The sequence below is a fragment of the Okeania sp. SIO3B5 genome (genome assembly GCF_010692555.1).
Classification (GTDB): Bacteria; Cyanobacteriota; Cyanobacteriia; order Cyanobacteriales; family Microcoleaceae; genus Okeania.
Map to the genome: position 1 here is coordinate 1 of NZ_JAAHHG010000165.1, position 19,284 is coordinate 19,284.

The window sequence follows — 19,284 nt, forward strand, 5'->3', positions numbered from 1 at the left end:
TTTCATCTTCATCCAAGAGCAAATGTTTCTAAATTCTCTTCCCTCCTGACTCCTGACTCCTGACTCCTGACTCCTAGATTAACTATCTAATTACACCGATGCTACCGGATTTGATATTAGGGGTGGGTCCCCTGCTCAACAAAATGTAGAAAAGTTTTTGAGAAATGGTATTAGACATCCCAATCATTACCAACCTTTTCCATCAGGCGGTTTAATATTACATATCCTTGTGGGTTGACAACAGTAAGGCGGATGATTGACGGATCTTTAGGTTGGTGAGCAATAATATATTTGTGACTTCCGTTTCTAAAGATATAAGTATAGCGTTTCCTGTTTCCTCTAGTAGAAGCATTTTTCAAAGTTAGAGAACCGCCAGTTTTTCGATCTAGAGCTTCATAGGTATAGTTTCCGAACTCATCTAATTTCAGCCAAACAACCCAATTTTCGCTATTATCCATGAAAGCTCCAGTTGGACGGACAAAGTCGGTAGGCATTGCAGAAGCACTATGAGAATTTAAGGTAATATCTGCGATCGCAGGAGTAAATAAACCAATAATAGATGCCAGAGTAATAGCTTTGATATTCATATTTTTATCTTTCTTTATTTGTTTTAGTAGTGTATTGTCTTTCCTAATTAGTAAGCATTCAGCCGTCAGCTATTAGCTAGCCTCCTATCGGAGGAACTGCGTTATCAGCTATTAATTTTAAGGAAGATAAAAGCAACCTTTAAAATTGAGAAACAATAAAAGTTACTGGCAAAGTCCCTTCCTAAACCTTAGAAGTAATTACTCATTACTAATTGCTGACAGCTGACTGCTAATAGCTGAATGCTTACCCTAATTAATTCTTCCAACTCAAAATTTTGTTTCCGTATTTATCACGCTATAAAAGTACCAGAATTAAATTTGGCACACAGCGCTACGCGTAAGTCAAAAGTCAAAAGTTAAAAGTTAAAAGTAATATCTGACTGAGTTTGAGCATTTATAAATGTCCTAATACCGTTTCACGGAAGTCAAAAGTCAAAAGTCAAAAGTCAAAAGTAAGATTTTATAGCTCAAAATTTTGATGCTTCAGTAATTTAAGCAAATTATTTGACATCTAAAGTTTGAAACTATTTGTAACATTCTTTTTGAAAACTGGTATAACCTATTTGCGTACTGCTATAAACCAGTATTCAATAGACTTATTTTTTTAGATATCGGTAGACAAATTAGAAATTGTCACTTTATATTATTTATAGTATCCGTTCAACTACGAGGAGAAAATTCAGAAGCATACATGATTGAGTTAGCTAACTCAGCAATAGAGCTTGGGTTACAAAAGATATGATAGAGACAGTAATTTCCTTATCTATACTTTATATCCTTTAAAGGAGGAAAAAGAAAAAATGTTCCTTTTAGTCAACCCTCATTAATTTAAATACTTTCCTTGAGGAGAGAGTCTTGTTGCTGACAGCTGACAACTAATAGCTGTTTGCGCAGCATTCCGCAGGAAATGCTTACAATTAATGAGGCTTGATTTAACGAAGTTAGAAGTCATAAGTCAGAAGTTATTTTTGTGATAGGGATTTGATATTAAACTTGGCGATAAGCAATTACAACATAAAAAGGGTCGCCTCCTCCTAAACCTAACATCTGTAAAAAACTAGGTACATTTGACTTCTGAGAAATTACTTCTACCTGACTAAAACCTGGAACACTATTAGCATTTTTTACACTGTCAAAATAACGCTTGACTAACTCTACTCTTCCACTTTCCGAACCATCTCGCCAAGCACTAATAGCCTTCTGATAAAACATTCGATTAGAAAAGCTAATAATTGCTATCCCGCCAGGTTTCAAAATTCGATAAATTTCATAAAATATAGCATCAGGATATTGCAAATATTGAATAGAAACACAATTAACAACAGCATCAAAATCTTTGTCAGGAAAAGGTAGTTTTAAATCCTTGTTTAAATCTTGGATAAAATAATGATTTAATTGACGATTTTTAGCCAACTCCTCCTCATTCATACCATGTCCTTCAACATGGGAAAATTCCATATCCTGTGGTAAATGAGAAACCCAACTACTCATCATATCCAAAATTCGAGTATTAGGTTTGAGGCGATCGCGATATAAATTTGTCAACTGGTCAATAAACCCTTCATCCACATGAGTAACAAACCTAGGGTAAGAATAAAACAGGCGATCGTCAGAGTCGTCTAACTTCGTGCGTTGATTAGCTTGTAGTAACATAAATAGTCAAGGTGGGTTTACACTACATAATCTATTTTATCCAAATGTTATGAATTGTAAAGTAAGCTATATAATAAAAAAATGTATAGCAATAGCTAGAGCAGTTAGGACAAAGACTGTTAACGAAGTCAGAAGTCAGAAGTAAACCCACCCCTGCCCCTCCCCAACCCACCCCCGCCCCTCCCAGGAGGGGAGCCAGGAGGGGAAGTAGGGGATTTGAGCAAGGCTCCAAAAATATTGCGCCTTAAAAGGCGGGGTTTTAGACCCATGTTATTTTGATAACGATCTTTAGACAGAGAAATGTTTTTCAATCTGTTGCCTGTTGCCTGTTCTCTGTTGCCTGTTATGCAACTTCAGTAAATCAAATATTCAACTAAAATATGACCACAACAACTGCAGAAAAAATTACAACCAAACTTCCTCCCCTTATTCCCCGTGAAATTTTGTTTGGCAACCCCGAACGTACCAGTCCCAAACTTTCCCCCGATGGCAAATATCTGGCATACATTGCTCCAGATGAAAAAAATGTCTTGCAAATATGGGTACGAACAATAGGCAAAGAAGACGATCGCCAACTCACTGCCGACAAAAAAAGAGGCATTCGGATGTATTTCTGGACTTACAACGAAGACCAACTAATATATCTTCAAGATGCTGATGGAGATGAAAACTATCATCTCTATCAAGTTAATATTCAATCAAATATAGTGCGCGACCTCACCCCATTCCAGGGAGTCAAAGCACAAGTAATAGATTTAGATCATAATTTCCCCGACCAAATATTGGTGGGTATGAACCTGAAAAACCCCCAAACTTTCGATGTTTACCGCATCAACCTCAACAATGGTGCAGTAGAATTTGACACCCATAACCCAGGTAATATTGTTGCTTGGACTGCTGATGCCAAATTCCAAATCCTGGCTGCAGCAACCATCACAAAGGATGGAGGTTCGGATTTACTGTATCGCGACACCACAGAAAAATCTTGGGAAACTATCCGTCAGTGGGGGCCAGATGAAGAAGGAGGCCCGAGTTTCTTCTCCAATGATGGCAAAATTCTCTATATATCAGCTAACCATGATGCTAATGCTATACGTTTACTAGGTCTCGATCTTGCTACTCGTGAAGAAAAAGTAATTGCTGAAGACTCCCAATATGACATTAGTGGCAGTTTAACTAATCCTATTACTCGTGCCATTGAAGCAGTGGGTTTCTACAAAGATAAATTAGAATGGCAGATTCTAGATGATAGTATTGCTGCAGATTTTGAATTTCTCAAGCAAGCACACAAAGGTGAGTTTCGCATCGTTAGTCGTACCCTCGAAGATAATAACTGGTTGGTAGCTTATTTTACTGATGACGGACCTGTTTATTATCATACTTACGACCGCACTGCTAAAACTATAACTTTCCTCTTTAGCAACCAACCCCAACTCGAAGGTTTACAGTTGGCATCAATGGAACCTATTTCCTACACTGCTAGGGATGGTCTAACTATTCATGGTTATCTGACTAAACCTGTAGGTGTTCCAACTCCTGCGCCAGCAGTGCTTTTAGTTCACGGGGGACCATGGGCACGGGATACCTGGGGTTATAGATCGCAAACTCAGTGGTTAGCTAACCGGGGTTATGTGGTATTGCAAATTAATTTCCGGGGTTCGACTGGTTACGGTAAAGATTTTCTCAATGCTGGTAACCGGGAATGGGGAGCGAAAATGCACGACGATCTAATTGATGGAGTTAACTGGTTAGTTGAAAAGGGTATTGCTGACAAGGATAAAGTTGCTATCATGGGTGGTTCTTATGGTGGTTATGCAACATTAGCAGGGTTGACTTTTACCCCAGAAGTGTTTGCTGCTGGTGTGGATATTGTCGGACCGAGTAATTTGATCACTTTAATGCAAACTATTCCTCCTTATTGGGAACCTTTGAAGAAAATCTTTTTCCATCGTGTGGGAAATTTGGAAACTGAAGCAGAATTTTTGAAGTCGCGATCGCCTCTGTTTTTTGTAGATAAAATTGAGAAACCTCTGTTAATAGGCCAAGGGGCAAATGATCCAAGGGTGAAAGAGTCAGAAAGTTCACAAATTGTTAAGGCAATGGAAGACGCGGGTAAACCGATCGAATATGTACTATATAAGGATGAAGGACATGGTTTTGCTCGTCCAGAAAATCGTTTACATTTTTACGCGATCGCCGAGGAATTTTTAGCAAAATATCTGGGTGGAATATTTGAACCAGTAGGAAATATAGAAGGTCACTCTGGTGTAGTTCATTAGAGTAGAGGAGCGGGGGAGTAGGGGAGTAGGGGAGTGGGGGAGTAGGGGAGCGGGAGTTTCGACTTAGTTAACAATTTGCGCAATTTATCGACATAATACGCTAGTTCTCACAGGCAAGTAGTAACGAGGGTGAAATTTGTATCTTCTGCACTAATCGCTGCTATTCGCATTTCTGGCAGTCTATCTATATAGACGTAGACCTATCCTGAAATCCCGCTTCCTACTAGGAACGACGTAGTAAGGGTTTGAGGACTTTTTTAATTATGTTAATTGACAAAGACTTAAATGTAAGTATAGAGTGTAGAGATGCGGTTGGCTTGACCGTGAATGCCTGTGGATGAGTAACCGCCGACGGCCTCAGTAGAAGCAGGAAGTAAACATCAATTTGTCACGTTATGTGACACTTTGTATCAGTTTTATGAAGCAGATTAACAATTTAACGTTTGTAGTGCGGGCATCTTGCCCGCGATGAGTATACCTCTTAAAGAAGTTAGAAGTCAGAAGTCAGAAGTTATTTTTGTAATGAGGATTTAAACCCCGCTCCAATACGGAAGCAAAAAGGAATACCTGGCACGGGAGCAAGATGCTCCCACTGCCATCTCTGGTAACAAACATTGTCGCGCAATGCACCACCACCCAAAAGTTTCAAACTCAGACAACGCAATATTTTTCCTTCTGTGCTAGATAACTAAAGCCTTCTTCCTTCTTTCTTCTCCTCTTCTTTCCTCCTGAATCCTGACTAAGGAATACCAGGTAGGGAAGCAAAAGGAATACCAGGTACGGAAGCAAAAAGGAATACCTGGCACGGGAGCAAGATGCTCCCACTGCCGTCTCTGGTAACAAACATTGCAGGGCAATGCGCGACCATTACAATGTACCACTACCCAAAAATTTAAAGCTCAGACAACGCCAGATTTTTTCTTGTGTCCCAGATAACTAAAGCTTTTTTCCTTCTTCTTCCTTCTTTCTTCTTCCTTCTTCCTTCTTTCTTCTTCCTTCTTCCTTCTTCCTTCTTTCTTGTTTCTTCTCCTCTTCTTCCCTCCTGACTCCTGACTCCTGACTCCTGACTCCTGATTAATTATTCTTCTTCATAAAAACTATAAAAAAGATATTCATTTTTAAAACCATGTTTATGTGAAACAGGATGAATTAACCCACGATTGATTAATAATTGACCAATGGAAATTGCTTTTTGTAAATTACAATTTTGAGTCTTCATTAACCATTTTACTGCCTCAGAACCAACAAAACATTTTGGGTAAATACCCCACCGATGTCGGCGGTCTTTTATTGCTACTCCATAAGAACCACGCATTTCCTTAATCAAGTTATCTATATCTATATTATTAAGAATTTCACTATCGATATTATCTATGGTTGATACAGTTAAATGCTCCTCTTCATCTAGCTCTAAATCAGAAATTTTGCTTTCCTGTTTGTGTACAAAACTATCAGGATAATAAAGCTCTACAGACTGGGCAGTATTTTTCTGCATCCAAGTCTGAATCATTTGCTCTATTTCTGGAGATTTTAAATGCAAATCTCGCTGAGGAAAAGGAATTTCAATTCCATATTTTCTTAGACTTACTTCAATACGATAATTTAGTTCACTTTTGAGCTTATGTTTTTTCTGAGGTTCTCTAATCCAAACAAGCAAATCAAAGTTTAGAGAACTATCACCAAATTCTTGAAACCATAGTTGTGGTGATGGATGTAATAATACTTCTGGGTGACTTTTAGCTACTTCTAAAATAGCTTTTCTAACTAACTTAATTTCAGAACCATAAGCAACTCCTATGGGAACTTTTACCCGAGAACGCGGGTTGTTGTGACTCCAGTTTAAAACTTCATTTTCTAGAAAACGAGAGTTAGGAATAATTAAAGAAGTGTCGTCTAAAGTAGTAATGTAAGTGCTGCGTAAACCAATCCGTTTAACAATACCTTCTAAATTTCCAACTTGAATAAAATCACCCACTTGAATAGGTCGCTCAAAAATTAGAATAATGCCACTCATAAAATTGTTTGCAATATTCTGTAGACCAAAACCGATACCTACACCAAGGACACTAGCAATAATTGCTAAAGAACTAACATCTACACCCCATAATTGCAGAATAATGAGTAGACCTAAGAAAATCAAGCCATATTGAACTAAGAAACTAACTGTATCTTGAACGCTCTGCTCTGCTCCTGTTAATCCAATAATTTTAGTTCTGAAGGTTTTTATAAAATATCCGACTACTTTCCACATTATAATGATTAATCCAACTAAAAACATTATGTCTAAAATGGAAAAACCTTTGCTACCTAGAGTAAAAATAGGAGAAGTCAAACTCTCTATTAAAATATTTAATACTTGATTACGATAGTCTCGAATTAATGGTATTAAATCGGTTATATAGAAGACAACTACTATCCAGACTATGACTCTAACAGCAATTCCAGTTAATGGCAAAAGTGTAGGCAAATAATTGACAAATTGAGGATATCTTTCCTCAAAGAAATTGCTAATTTTGAATTCAAAAAACCGATAAGATAGCTCTAGAGCTAAACCAGTTAAAATTAGAATAATACTGATGACTAATACTTTGAAAATATAACCTGGCTGACTTTCTATTTGAGCTAATTCTAAAGCTTCTTCAATTCTATATTTCCAGATTACTGCTTGCTCTTCTATCTTCATTCTTCCTTTGACATCTATCGCAGTTACTGTGAGTAGATAGTTACTATTAACACGCAGAATTGTTTCTTTATTTTGTTTGTCTATGTCTATCTCTATAGATTCACCTGAGTTTAAGATATCTTCTAATTTTGAACTGATGATTTCAGCCCGTTTAGCAGCCGTCAAATTTGTCTGATCATTACCTGCTACTTGAAATAAGGCTTGACCATTAAGTTCTACTGGAGCTGTTTTGAAATTTTTATTAGTAGCAGTAGATTGCCCCCAAGCTGGTACTATAAAAAATAATAAAGGTAGCAAAAAAGCAATTATTAATATTTGAATAATTTGTCTTTGAGCTATTTTTCTCCTTAGTGGAAAAATCAAACAATTCTTTGTTGCTAGAGAGCGGTCTGTTTGTTCACCTATTGCTTTTTTTCTCAATTTTAGCCACAAATATTCATACCACATAGCTACCCTTAAAAACCTCAATGAACGTTTAATTATCGACAATTTATTGTAGAAAATTTTACCGAAAAATTGGGTGCATCTCATATTGGCAAAAATACTTTTTTCCTATATATTTCCTGTTCCCTGTTCCCTGTTCCCTGTTCCCTAAAAGCAATAACTTTTTGGCTTTATTCACGCATTGAGATGCACCCGAAAAATTCATGTATAAAGCCTCTCCATTCATGGAGAAAAAAGTGGTCGAGGGATGGCGTTTTGCTCCGCAAAATATAAAGCGGAGCGGCTCTGATAAGAGCGGGTCTCCTCGCCATATCCAATCTACCAAGAGAAGAAAAAAAATCCTTTTAACCAATCCTCTTATTTATTAAGAAGAGGTAATTCTAAATTCTAAATTCTAAATTCTAAATTCTTGAAGCACTAAATTTGTTAACTTATTGGTACTTTCTATATACTGCTAAATCCTTTATTCCTACAGCAACTTTATATAATTTTTTTTTGATGGTTTTAACATCTTATAGCAATCCTATTGTCAGCATTCAGCAGTCAGCCAGCCTCCTATGGTCGGAACTGCGTTATCAGCTATCAGCTATTTGTTATTAACTCATTATTTACTGGAGGGGAATTATCCGCCAAGGAGGATTAAAATTCATTAATGAAATTGGCTATAACCTAACCTCAGTTCTTGCTTGAATATGTTCAAAAGCTGATTGTTGAATGCTAATAGCTGAATGCTTACATCCTATTTTATTTGTGTATAAAAATCTTACTGTTTTTAGGGAACAGGTAAGAGTTTCAGTTTTTTTATCTACTCTTTGATTACCCGCAACCAATTTAGGATTGCTATATATCATGTCCGGATAAATCGATCGACTAAATTTGCTAATCTTTTAGCACTATCATTTACTGCTAATTTTTCCGAACCATGACTCATTTTTTCCAGTTTTTCTGGTGAATTTAATAACTCCAAAACTACTGTTTTAAGTTGATCTGAAGTTAATTCTGTTTGAGTAAAAACTATTGCTGCTTCCTGATTAGCAAATACATTAGCATTATAAACTTGATGATTATCAGCAGCATAAGGATAAGGAATTAAAATAGATGGTGTATGAGTAACTGCTAACTCTGTTAAAGTACCTGCACCTGCTCTACTAATCACTAAATTTGCCCGCCGAAATAAACCAGCCATATTATTATAAAATGTCATGGGAAAATATTGGGGATGTTGTACACTAAAAGCATCTCTGTCATTTTCTCCAGTTTGGTGAATAATCCAAGCACCAGCATCAACCCATGCAGGAACACATTCTCTCACTAATTGGTTAACCGAAACTGCTCCTTGAGAACCGCCCACAACTGCAATCACAGGGACATTATCTGGAATAGATATATCTAACGCTTGGGGAGACAAAAATTGCTCTCTGACAGGAGTACCCACATAAACCGTCTTGCCATTAGGGAGATATTTTGCCCCTTCCTCAAAACCCACTGCCACTACATTACATAAACGACTAAACCAGCGTGTCACTTTGCCAGGCAAAACATTAGACTCATGGAGAATAACTGGTAAACCCAGGGAACGAGCCGCAAGAATGGCCGGAGCAGCAATATAACCGCCAGTGGTAAACAATCCTTGAAAGTTTCCCTGCTTAAGTATATGTCTTACTTGTAGAATAGAGCCAATAAGTCCACTCAGAATTTTTAGAGTTCCCAGGCCCAATTTCTGTTGAAAACCTTCAACTGATATAGTATGGAGAGGGTACTGGGATGGGACTAACTTAGTTTCTAAACGATTAGGTACTCCTAACCATTCGATCTGATAATCCTTTAATTTGTCAGCAGTGGCGATCGCTGGAAATAAATGTCCGCCAGTGCCACTAGCTGCGATTAACAATTTAATTTGTGTATTAGTCAAGGTTTCTTTCTCCCTGGTATAAAAATGAAATTAAGTCAAAAATCTCAAATCAAAAGGCCACATTCAATAATTAATAATTAATAATTAATAATTACCGAATAATTAATCATTATTAATTAAATAATTCAGCTAATTCCGCCTCCCCTTTCAAGGGGAAAATCAAGAAATAATATTTCCTTATGTTCAATCCTCTCGGTTTTAACCAGAGGTAATTATCCATTATCAATTAATGAACTCTTCTTTTTAAGGAGAGGCTTTAAACCTTAATTGTAAGCATTCAGCCGTCAGCTATTGCTTTTAGTTTAGGAGAAAAGCAATATTTAACTGTCTTACTACAAAAGTTGCCTCCCTTGCCCTTAAAGTCAGTTGTTAATTTAAACACCGTCCTTTAAAGAAAGAGTCTTGTTGCTGTTAACACAGTTCTTGTGTAGGAGGCTAACTGACAGCTAATAGCTGTTTGCGCAGCATTCCGCAGGAAATGCTTACCCTTAATTATTCGTTAAAAGCTTTTCTCTGTATCAGGTTAATCATCAACATAAGTCCTAATCAACTTGTTCCTTGCTATAACTTTCAGTTTTGCAGAAGGTCTAATATTTCATAATCAGTCTTTAAAACAGTAACACTCGGCAGAAATCAAACCTATGGCCATAGAATTCGATTCTAACAACTTTTATAAGTTAAAAATGATTATTTCTCAAATTATATTTCGTTCCCAAAGCAAATTTTTGATTCAATTTCAGAAATTATCAGTAACATTATTAAGTTCTTTATTAATGGGTTTAACTGTTTCTTCTGGAATAGTTTTATTTCCTAATTTGACCTTAGCTCAGGCTCAAGATAAAACCCCTGATGAACTGACCAAAATTTTGAAAAAAATCGATCGAGCTGCCAGTCGTCAAGACTTAGATGATGTCATAGATTTCTATAGTAATGATTTTACTAACTCTGATGGTTTAAATCGGGAAAGTTTGGCAGAAGCTTTATCTAAATTTTGGCAACTTTATCAATCAGTTGAATATCGTACTAAAGTAAAATCCTGGGAAACAGATGGCGATGCAATTGTGGCTGAAACTGTTACTTATATTACTGGTGTTCAGGAAATGAACAATAGAAATATCACATTAAAGTCTACGATTACTTCTAAACAACGTTATGAAGATCAAAAAATTGTTGAACAAGAAATTTTAGCCGAGCGTAATCAACTTACGTCAGGTAAAAATCCACCTACTATTAATATCAATTTGCCAGTAGAAGTAGAAGTAGGTGAAAAGTATAACTTTGATGTGATTGTTGCAGAACCTTTGGGTGAACAAATTATGTTAGGAGCTGCTTGGGAAGAACCAATTAATGAAAATTCTTATAATTTTGAGTCTACTAATTTTAAATTAGAACTATTACCTTCTGGGGGAATTTTTAAAATTGGTGAGGTTACAGAAAATTCTCAGGATAAATGGTTATCAACAGTTTTGATGCGAAAAGGAGGTATTACTATTAGTACCCATCGTTTAAGAGTTTTGGATAAGTTCTAAGGAGTCAGGAGTCAGGAGTCAGGAGTCAACCCACCCCTCGCCCCTCCCAGGAGGGGAAGAAAGAAGAAGAAAGAATAAACAGGAGGAAAAGAAGAAAGTTTTTTGATCACTAATTATCCGGACATGATTTAACGAAGTCAGAAGTCAGAAGCGAGTGTGTAATTCTGAGGTCCCCTCAGAATGTAAGACACACTCAAGACAGTCAGAAGTTATTTTTGTAATGGGGAAATGATCAATGACTACCTCTTCTACAACTCCCCGTTCATCCTAACTCTTAACTACTGCCTACTCCCTACTCCCTACTCCCTACCCTAATAAAAAGACTTTATGAACGCAAACCCTAATTCAATCAAACTGTTAAATTTATAGAATAGTAAATATGATTTCTGTTGAGAATAAAATAGTCTTAATTACAGGTGCTAGTAGCGGTATTGGAGAGTCTTGTGCAAATGTATTTGCTCAAGCAGGTGCAAATCTAATTTTGGCTGCTCGTCGCCAAGAAAAACTAGAAAAACTAACTGATGAACTAACTAAAAAATTCCAGTGTAAAACTTATTTATTAAAGCTAGATGTACGCGATCGCCTAGCAGTAGAATCAGCAATAAATTCTTTGCCTGACTCTTGGAAAAGTATTGATATTTTGATTAATAATGCTGGTTTAAGTCGTGGTTTAGATAAACTCCATATTGGGGACTTCAACGATTGGGAAGAAATGATTGATACTAATGTTAAAGGATTACTATATATGACTCGCTATGTAGTGCCAGGAATGGTTAATCGTAGTCAAGGCCATGTGGTTAATATTGGTTCTATTGCTGGTCGTGCGGCTTATCCTGGAGGTAATGTTTATTGTGCATCTAAGGCTGCTGTTAGAGCAATTTCTGAGGGGTTAAAACAGGATTTATTAGGAACTCCTGTGCGAGTAACTGAAATTCAACCAGGTTTAGTAGAAACAGAATTTAGTAATGTCCGATTCCATGGGGACACAGAAAAGGCTAAAAATGTTTACAAAGACTTGACACCATTAACGGGAGATGATATAGCAGATTTAGTATTTTTCTGCGTTACGCGATCGCCCCATGTCAATATCAGCGAACTATTAGTAGTACCCACAGATCAGGCTAATGCAACAATGGTTCATCGACATCATTGATATTTCTATATAAGGGCAGGGAATTGATGGGGAGATGGGGAGATGGGGAGATGGGGAGATGGGGAGATGGGGAGATTTGCACAATTATCTGATGAATATTCTCTGACGACAAAGAATTAGCCCTGCCATAAAAGGGGGAATATGGAACAGGGAGAAGTAATTGATAAATTACAGATAAGAAATGATGAATTTTTTTTTGCACAAAAGACTAAAATTCATCTCAACTTCTAAGATGATAGAAACAATTTACACACAAAAAAGATGAAATATCCAAAACAACCTTTAACATATCCCATTACTCACAAAACAGACATAGTAGAAAATTATCACGGTGTTCAAGTTCCTGATCCTTATCGATGGTTAGAAGACCCGAATTCAGAAGAAACTCAAGAGTGGGTAAAGGCGCAGAATGAAATTACTTTTAATTATTTTTCAGAAATTTCCGAACGAGAAACTATTAAAAAACGACTAACTAAAATCTGGGATTATGAAAAATATAGCGTTCCTTTCAAAGAAGGCGAACGCTACTTTTATTACAAGAATGATGGTTTACAAAATCAAAGTATTTTATACACTTTGCCTACTCTTGATGCCGAACCAAAAGTTTTGATAGACCCCAACAAATTCTCAGAAGATGGAACAGTTGCTCTTTCGGGAATTGCTATTAGTAAAGATGGTAAATTAATCGCTTATGGTATTTCTAAGTCTGGTTCAGACTGGCAAGAATGGCGAATAAAAAATATTGAAACGGGAGAAGATTTGCCAGATGTTTTGCAATGGATAAAATTTAATGTTCCAGCTTGGACAGATGATAATCAAGGTTTGTTTTATAGTCGCTATGAAAAACCAGAAACAGGAGAATTAGAAGAAACTAATTATTTACAAAAAGTTTACTACCATAGTTTAGGAACTCCTCAAAGTGATGATGTACTAATTTATGAAAAACCAGAGCGAAAAGAATGGAGTTTCAATTGCTATGTCACAGAAGATAGTAAGTATTTAGTTATTACAGTTTGGCAAAGTACAGACCGCAAAAATTTGGTTTTTTATCAGGATTTAACTATAAAAGATGCACCGATAGTAGAACTAATTAGTGAATTTGAGGCTGAATATCGTCTGATAGATAATGATGATAATATCTTTTGGTTTGTCACAGATTTTGATGCTCCGAAAAGACGAGTTATTGCCATTGATATTAATAACCCTCCATCTCCTTCTTTAGTCACAGGAGAAAATCAAGATAAATGGCAAGAAATTATTCCAGAAACAACAGATACATTGAGAGGTGTAGGTACACTTAATAATCAGTTTGTTACTTTCTATTTAAAAGATGCTCATACTCAGGTAAAAATATTTAATCTTGATGGTTCTTCAGTACGAGATGTAGATCTACCCGGAATTGGTTCAGTGGGTGGTTTTTATGGTAAACGTTACGACACAAGCACATTTTATAGTTATGTTAGCTTCACAACTCCTTCAACTATTTATCAGTACGATATGGTAAGTGGTGAAAGTAAAATTTATCGCCAACCAACTGTAGATTTTAATCCTGATGAATTTGAAACCAAGCAAATTTTTTATAGTAGTAAAGATGGTACAAGCATTCCCATGTTTATTACTCATAAAAAGGGTCTGAAGCTGGATGGTAATAATCCGACTATTCTCTATGGATATGGAGGGTTTAGTATTTCTATCACTCCAAGTTTTTCTATTAGTAGATTAGTCTGGTTAGAGATGGGTGGCGTGTATGCAGTTGCCAATATTCGTGGTGGTGGAGAATATGGTGAAGAGTGGCATAAAGCAGGAATAAAACAACAGAAACAAAATGTATTTGATGATTTTATTAGTGCTGCTGAATGGTTGATTGAAAATAAGTGGACTTCATCGAAAAAGTTAGCTATTACTGGTGCAAGTAATGGTGGTTTATTAGTAGGTGCTTGTATAACTCAAAGACCAGAATTATTTGGTGCAGCTTTACCCGCAGTGGGAGTAATGGATATGTTACGTTTCCATAAATTTACTATTGGTTGGGCATGGGTTGCTGATTATGGTTCTCCAGATAATCCAGAAGAATTTAAAGCTTTATATGCTTATTCTCCTCTACATAATTTAAAGCCAGAAATATCTTATCCGGCAACTTTAGTTACTACTGCTGACCATGATGATCGGGTTGTTCCTGCTCATAGTTTTAAGTTTATTTCTGCTTTACAAGCCGCTCATATTGGAGATAATCCAGTGTTAATTAGAATTGAAACTAAAGCAGGTCATGGAGCAGGAAAACCTACTACGAAAATAATAGAAGAAATTACAGATGAATTTGCTTTTTTGCTGAGAAACTTTGAGATTGAATTGCCAGAAAATTTTGGTAATTAGGGTTTGCTGAAAAAGTCTTTTAGTAGGGGTAGGAGACAGGAGACAACCCACCCCTAACCCCTCCCAGGAGGGGAAAGGGGAGTAGGGGAGTAGGGGAGAATTTTTTTGCCCAACTATGCGCTAAAAATGCTAACTTTTTGACCATTAAGAGCTGAAAACCATATACTTTTTCAATACCTAAAAAGGCTAAAATTTTTATCTGGTAATTATTTGATATTTAATCAGCAAGCCCTAATTAATTTCAGCAGTTTTGGAGTTGATGAGGTACAAAATTTTAGGACTTTAGGGAGTAGGGAGTAGGGAAAAAAGATTAATTTTAAAACTGTACCTCACGCTTCCTAAAAAGTGCTGTAAGTTGTTAGTTAATCACAACTCCAATAATGATTTTATAAACTCTTCTCCGGTATAATATCATGTTCGGATGATTAGTTATAAAAACTTCTTAACTTCAAACTTTCCTCTCTTCCTTCTGCCTTCTGCCTTCTGCCCTCTGCCTTCCCTCTGCCAAAGTATAAGTATTTAACCGAACATGATATAACCAACTAAAAATCCAGTAAATATTCCTCCCCAAAAATCTTCAACAGAAACAACCTGTTGAACATTACTTTTTCGAGCAAATTCAACAATATATCAAAGAAGGATAATTAACGATTAGATTAGCTAGCTATAAACTACCTTAAGTTATGATTATTATTGGAAGTTAAAAATTTAGAAAAATGACAATTACAGTTAATGACTTACAGAATATGCTACAGCCTGAGCTAGATGAACTTTACAAAAATAGCCATGCAGGTATTATTCCTGATGGTGAAAGTAAAGGCACACTAATATTTGCTCCTGGCACATCTTTTTCAGAGAATTTTTCTTCTATTATTAAATTTCTAGCGTGGCAAGGTAAAATTTTTTATCGAGAACAAGGTTACTTACTAAATAAGATAACTCCTCTAAATATAGAATTAGTTAAAGCAGAAGTTTATTTGGAAAAAAGCTGGCTTGATCAGGAAGAGTCTATCATTCTTGACTATTCTCAAACATCTTTTATTGCTCAAAAAATTAGGGATGAAATTAGAGAAGTTGCGCCAAATATTTATCTAGGAAATGCTTACTGGGAAAAATATCGAGTTCTTAACTTTGTTCTAGAGTTTTAGTACAAAGGCGAATAAATTCCAAATCAATCCCTAGTGTTTAATTTTTTTTCAGTAACTAAACCCATTAATATTTTTTTTTTGCAATATCTACTAACTACTAAAACCCTAATCCTAACTTTGAGATTTTGTCTGACGTAACTCTTGTTGTAAATCCTTCATAAATTCCAGAAAAAAATCTTTAAATACACAAGCTCTTTCTGAACTTCCAGTGCTAAAGGTAAAATTTATATCCTGGGTTTCAATAGCAGCTTTTCCAATTTTAAAGAGAAAAACTGTTTTTCCTGGAATTGTAGGAGATGATAATAATCCATCAAAATTTGATTCCTTCACAGCTATTCGTGGTGCTTGAGGAGTCAAAGGATTAGATGTAAATATTTCTTCTACTGATTTATCTAGGTTATTTTTTAACGTTCTTAATGCACCTGTTGTTGTTTTCACAACCTCCCCAATATTATGATGGCCAGCATCTATAATGTGAACGTTATCAGGAAGATTCTCTGCACAATAATCTATAACTTGACTGTGTGCTTTTGTCGCAGCTATATATTTCCATGGTAAAATCGCCTCACCTATACTTTGTAATGTATTTTCGGCAGCTTTTGTAATAGTAGAAGGAATCTCTTTTTCAAAAAATCTGTGATTGACTATTTGCACCATTTCATAAGCAAGAACTTCATCTTCTGCATTTTTATTTAACAGTTCAGCAATTCTTTTGACATCCGCTTCACTATAACCTGTTGCCACTTTTTCCTCAAGATATGCTCGTCTTTGTTCATAGCTAGGATTAGAAGTTGACTCTAAAGCACAAAACCACAAGTCACGCTTACTATCGTGAAACCTAGTAGCTCTAAAATAAATTTTTGCCCACCAAGGTAAGGAAGCAGTATCATATGTGTGTAAACGGTCTACATTTCCTGAAGTTTCAATTTTCTTTATTTGCTCTGAATCAGAAATTATAATTATGTCTAGTAAAAATGGAATTTTTACTCTAAATGGATTAAAGCTGATAATATCTAACATTTTTTCTGTTTCCTAAATATAGGTTTTCTTGCTTTTCTAATAGCTAGTGTCGCTACGCAGAAGTTAAAAGTCAAAGAGTGCATCTCAATGCGTGAATAAAGCCAAAAATTTATTGCTTTTAGGGAACAGGGAACAGGGAATAGGGAATAAGAAAAAAGTATTTTTGCAAATATGAGATACACCCAAATCAAATATTAAGTAAGCGTCAAGAATGTTTTTAGCGATTCTAGGAATTAAGAAAATATCTTATTCCGTGAAACCCTACTTCCTACTCCTTGCTCCCTATTCTCAAGAATATGTAGCAAGATTTTAAGAAATAGTAAGCTGTTTTGCATTTAAAACACTTAGAGAGTTGTATGTTTAATTAGGGCTTGCTGAATCAATATAAAAGCATTGACAGATGAATACTTTAGCCTTTTTAGGATCGAAAAAAGTGCCTGGTTTTCAGCTCTTCATACTTAAAAAGGAGCGTATTTTAGGCGTATAGTTGGGCAGAAAAATTAAGGTACAATTGTTACTCCTATCTCCTCGCTCATTCCCATTTCTCCTGTCTCCTGTCTCCCCCTCCCCTCCTGGGAGGGGCTAGGGGTGGGTTGGGAGGGGCGAGGGGTGGGTTTTCTCCTGTCTCCTACCCTCATCCATAAGACTTTTGAGCGCAAACCCTAATTAAAATGATAACCCTTATCACTTCTGACTTCTAACTTCGTTATTACCGAATAATTAAGTTTTAAAGCCCCTCCTTTAAAGGAGAAACAAGAAAAAATTTTCCTTTGAGTCAATCCTATCCGTTTTCAAGGAGAGGTAATTGTTAATTATTAATTATTAATTATTAATTATTAATTATTAATTATTAATTATTAATTATTGACCTACCTTTCGCCAAGGTGCAAAAGCATTTTCCACACTAAATAAAGCCGGACTTAAACTAGGATAATGGCGACGTAAAACAGTCAACATACTGTTATTATCAATCCAATCTAAACCAAATTTGGTATAAATTTCAGCTCGATAATCTTCAGTAAAGAAACGATCGCTTTTCAACCTTCGAGACGCCATAAGAATAAACACACGAAAAGCAGTATCACTAAAACCAAATCCCGTGGGAGGATTTTCCGCAAACATACCCACCATTAAATCTACACTATCAATATTATTCTGATAAACCTCTCGTAATTCTTTCACCCATTTTTCATTATCAGTAATCTCTTCAAAAGATTTTACTCGTCCACGACCAATTAATTCTCTAAAATCATTATAACGAGGAACACCCCGTTCCCGGTCTCGTAAAATATCTACAGCAGCTAAATCAAAAACTTCACCATTATCTCTTACAAGTTGTTGAAGAAAACTCGGATAATTATATAAAGTAATTGCTCCTGGATGAGTCACACCAAATGAGTAAAATAAATCCGGCATTTCTAAATTTTCTACAAGAGTTCTGGTACGATTACCAGCAACTTCAAATAGATTATTCTTTTGTATTGACATCCTCCCGACGCTGCACTTGCGTGACAGCGCGGGATTCCTTAACATCACTGTTAGGGGCTTTCTGTTTCAATGCACCAGCATAAACGAGACTTACTCTCTTCGGGTCTTACAGTCGCTCCACAGACTGACACTGCGAGTCCCGCAGCCAAAATATTTATACTTGCATTGATATCCCGGTCATGGTGACTACCACATTCAGGACAATCCCACTCTCTAATATTTAGAGGTAATTTTTCCACTACATAACCACAATTAGAACAACGTTTTGAACTAGGGAAATATCTATCAATTTTGATTAATTCCCGTCCATACCATTCTGCTTTGTATTCTAATTGCCTGACTAATTCGGACCAGTTGGCATCACTTATTGCTCTGGCTAGCTTATGATTCTTGACCATGTTTTTTACTGCCAAGTCCTCAACTACAACAGTTTGATTTTCTCTGATTAGTTGAGTAGTTAGCTTATGGGTGTAATCAAGCCTTGAATCTTTAATTTTTGCGTGTATCCTAGCTAATTTCAGTCTAGCTTTTTGATAGTTATTAGATCCCTTCGTTTTTCTAGATAGAGACTTCCCCGCTAACCTCAGTTTTTTGTGTAATTTGTTCAAATCTTAGTCGAGTAGTAACAATTGGTTAATTAATGCAGACTGTAACGGGGCTGCAAATATCATCACAAAAGTAAGCACCAAAGCTGTAGGGGCGATTCGCGAATCGCCCCTACTTAAGCCAACTGTGTAGGGGCACCGCGGAAATTTTCCCCAGAGAGTTTATCTTTGGTCAGCTAAGAAAAAACTAAGCAACACGGATTTATCCTGTTGCGTAGTATCTGCTTAGAATCCCCGTGACTGACCTCCGGGGAGTAGTCAAAAAGAAATTGTTACAAAGAAATAGTATTGTAAAGTTTTATTGATTTTATAGAAAAACATAGGAAAACAATTAAAAATATCTTAGACTGAGAAAGGAAAGCAGAACAGCTCGTTAAATGTTTACAGGAGGGATAATGCAGTTAGTAGAA

12 protein-coding genes and 1 pseudogene are annotated in these 19,284 nt (G+C 36.1%); 5 read left to right on the top strand and 8 right to left on the bottom strand.

Annotation, left to right across the window (positions count from 1 at the left end):
• Positions 1-170: 170 nt before the first annotated feature.
• Positions 171-587 (bottom strand): hypothetical protein, encoded by a 417-nt coding sequence (locus F6K54_RS21200; protein ID WP_293081511.1) that lies wholly within the window; start codon positions 585-587, stop codon positions 171-173.
• Positions 588-1,574: 987 nt separating this feature from the next.
• Positions 1,575-2,240 carry a class I SAM-dependent methyltransferase gene (locus F6K54_RS21205; RefSeq protein WP_293081514.1) on the bottom strand — a complete coding sequence of 222 codons (666 nt, stop codon included), beginning with the start codon at positions 2,238-2,240 and terminating at the stop codon, positions 1,575-1,577.
• 380 nt (positions 2,241-2,620) lie between these two features.
• Between F6K54_RS21205 and F6K54_RS21210 the strand changes: the two genes are divergently transcribed.
• On the top strand, positions 2,621-4,519 hold the full coding sequence (locus F6K54_RS21210) for a S9 family peptidase (RefSeq protein ID WP_293081517.1): 1,899 nt from the start codon (positions 2,621-2,623) through the stop codon (positions 4,517-4,519).
• Between the two features lie 511 nt (positions 4,520-5,030).
• On the opposite strand, the gene F6K54_RS21215 is transcribed toward F6K54_RS21210, so the two are convergent.
• The 3 genes from F6K54_RS21215 to murG form a co-directional block, all read right to left on the bottom strand.
• Positions 5,031-5,183, bottom strand: a complete 153-nt coding sequence (locus tag F6K54_RS21215; protein ID WP_293081520.1) for a hypothetical protein — start codon at positions 5,181-5,183, stop codon at positions 5,031-5,033.
• A 414-nt stretch (positions 5,184-5,597) separates the two neighbouring features.
• Positions 5,598-7,691, bottom strand: coding sequence for a mechanosensitive ion channel domain-containing protein (locus F6K54_RS21220; RefSeq protein ID WP_293081523.1), 2,094 nt, complete (start codon positions 7,689-7,691; stop codon positions 5,598-5,600).
• Positions 7,692-8,493: 802 nt separating this feature from the next.
• Positions 8,494-9,558 (bottom strand): undecaprenyldiphospho-muramoylpentapeptide beta-N-acetylglucosaminyltransferase, encoded by a 1,065-nt coding sequence (murG, locus tag F6K54_RS21225; protein ID WP_293081526.1) that lies wholly within the window; start codon positions 9,556-9,558, stop codon positions 8,494-8,496.
• A 641-nt stretch (positions 9,559-10,199) separates the two neighbouring features.
• Between murG and F6K54_RS21230 the strand changes: the two genes are divergently transcribed.
• From F6K54_RS21230 to F6K54_RS21245, 4 genes are all read left to right on the top strand, one after another.
• Entirely contained in the window at positions 10,200-11,087 is an 888-nt protein-coding gene (locus tag F6K54_RS21230; protein ID WP_293081529.1) for a nuclear transport factor 2 family protein, read from the top strand.
• A 379-nt stretch (positions 11,088-11,466) separates the two neighbouring features.
• On the top strand, positions 11,467-12,240 hold the full coding sequence (locus F6K54_RS21235; protein ID WP_293081532.1) for an SDR family oxidoreductase: 774 nt from the start codon (positions 11,467-11,469) through the stop codon (positions 12,238-12,240).
• A gap of 261 nt (positions 12,241-12,501) precedes the next feature.
• Positions 12,502-14,613 carry a prolyl oligopeptidase family protein gene (locus F6K54_RS21240; RefSeq protein ID WP_293081535.1) on the top strand — a complete coding sequence of 704 codons (2,112 nt, stop codon included), beginning with the start codon at positions 12,502-12,504 and terminating at the stop codon, positions 14,611-14,613.
• Between the two features lie 716 nt (positions 14,614-15,329).
• Entirely contained in the window at positions 15,330-15,761 is a 432-nt protein-coding gene (locus F6K54_RS21245; RefSeq protein WP_293081538.1) for a hypothetical protein, read from the top strand.
• A gap of 111 nt (positions 15,762-15,872) precedes the next feature.
• On the opposite strand, the gene F6K54_RS21250 is transcribed toward F6K54_RS21245, so the two are convergent.
• From F6K54_RS21250 to F6K54_RS21260, 3 genes and pseudogenes are all read right to left on the bottom strand, one after another.
• The gene (locus tag F6K54_RS21250) at positions 15,873-16,781 is read right to left on the bottom strand and encodes a hypothetical protein (protein WP_293081541.1); all 909 of its coding nucleotides are present in this window, start codon (positions 16,779-16,781) and stop codon (positions 15,873-15,875) included.
• Between the two features lie 861 nt (positions 16,782-17,642).
• Positions 17,643-18,269: a peroxidase family protein gene (locus F6K54_RS21255; RefSeq protein ID WP_293081544.1), complete on the bottom strand. Its 627-nt coding sequence runs from the start codon at positions 18,267-18,269 to the stop codon at positions 17,643-17,645.
• Positions 18,250-18,877 (bottom strand): annotated as a pseudogene (locus tag F6K54_RS21260) (RNA-guided endonuclease TnpB family protein); the annotation flags it as partial. The gene F6K54_RS21255 and the pseudogene F6K54_RS21260, both read right to left, overlap by 20 nt.
• Positions 18,878-19,284: the final 407 nt, after the last annotated feature.

What these genes read in the sequence shown, in the direction of transcription:
- F6K54_RS21200 (WP_293081511.1), bottom strand. Translation starts at nt 587, where the DNA reads ATGAATATCAAAGCTATTACTCTGGCATCTATTATTGGTTTATTTACT.
- F6K54_RS21205 (WP_293081514.1), bottom strand. Translation starts at nt 2,240, where the DNA reads ATGTTACTACAAGCTAATCAACGCACGAAGTTAGACGACTCTGACGAT.
- F6K54_RS21210 (WP_293081517.1), top strand. Translation starts at nt 2,621, where the DNA reads ATGACCACAACAACTGCAGAAAAAATTACAACCAAACTTCCTCCCCTT.
- F6K54_RS21230 (WP_293081529.1), top strand. Translation starts at nt 10,200, where the DNA reads ATGGCCATAGAATTCGATTCTAACAACTTTTATAAGTTAAAAATGATT.
- F6K54_RS21235 (WP_293081532.1), top strand. Translation starts at nt 11,467, where the DNA reads ATGATTTCTGTTGAGAATAAAATAGTCTTAATTACAGGTGCTAGTAGC.
- F6K54_RS21240 (WP_293081535.1), top strand. Translation starts at nt 12,502, where the DNA reads ATGAAATATCCAAAACAACCTTTAACATATCCCATTACTCACAAAACA.
- F6K54_RS21245 (WP_293081538.1), top strand. Translation starts at nt 15,330, where the DNA reads ATGACAATTACAGTTAATGACTTACAGAATATGCTACAGCCTGAGCTA.
- F6K54_RS21250 (WP_293081541.1), bottom strand. Translation starts at nt 16,781, where the DNA reads ATGTTAGATATTATCAGCTTTAATCCATTTAGAGTAAAAATTCCATTT.
- F6K54_RS21255 (WP_293081544.1), bottom strand. Translation starts at nt 18,269, where the DNA reads ATGTCAATACAAAAGAATAATCTATTTGAAGTTGCTGGTAATCGTACC.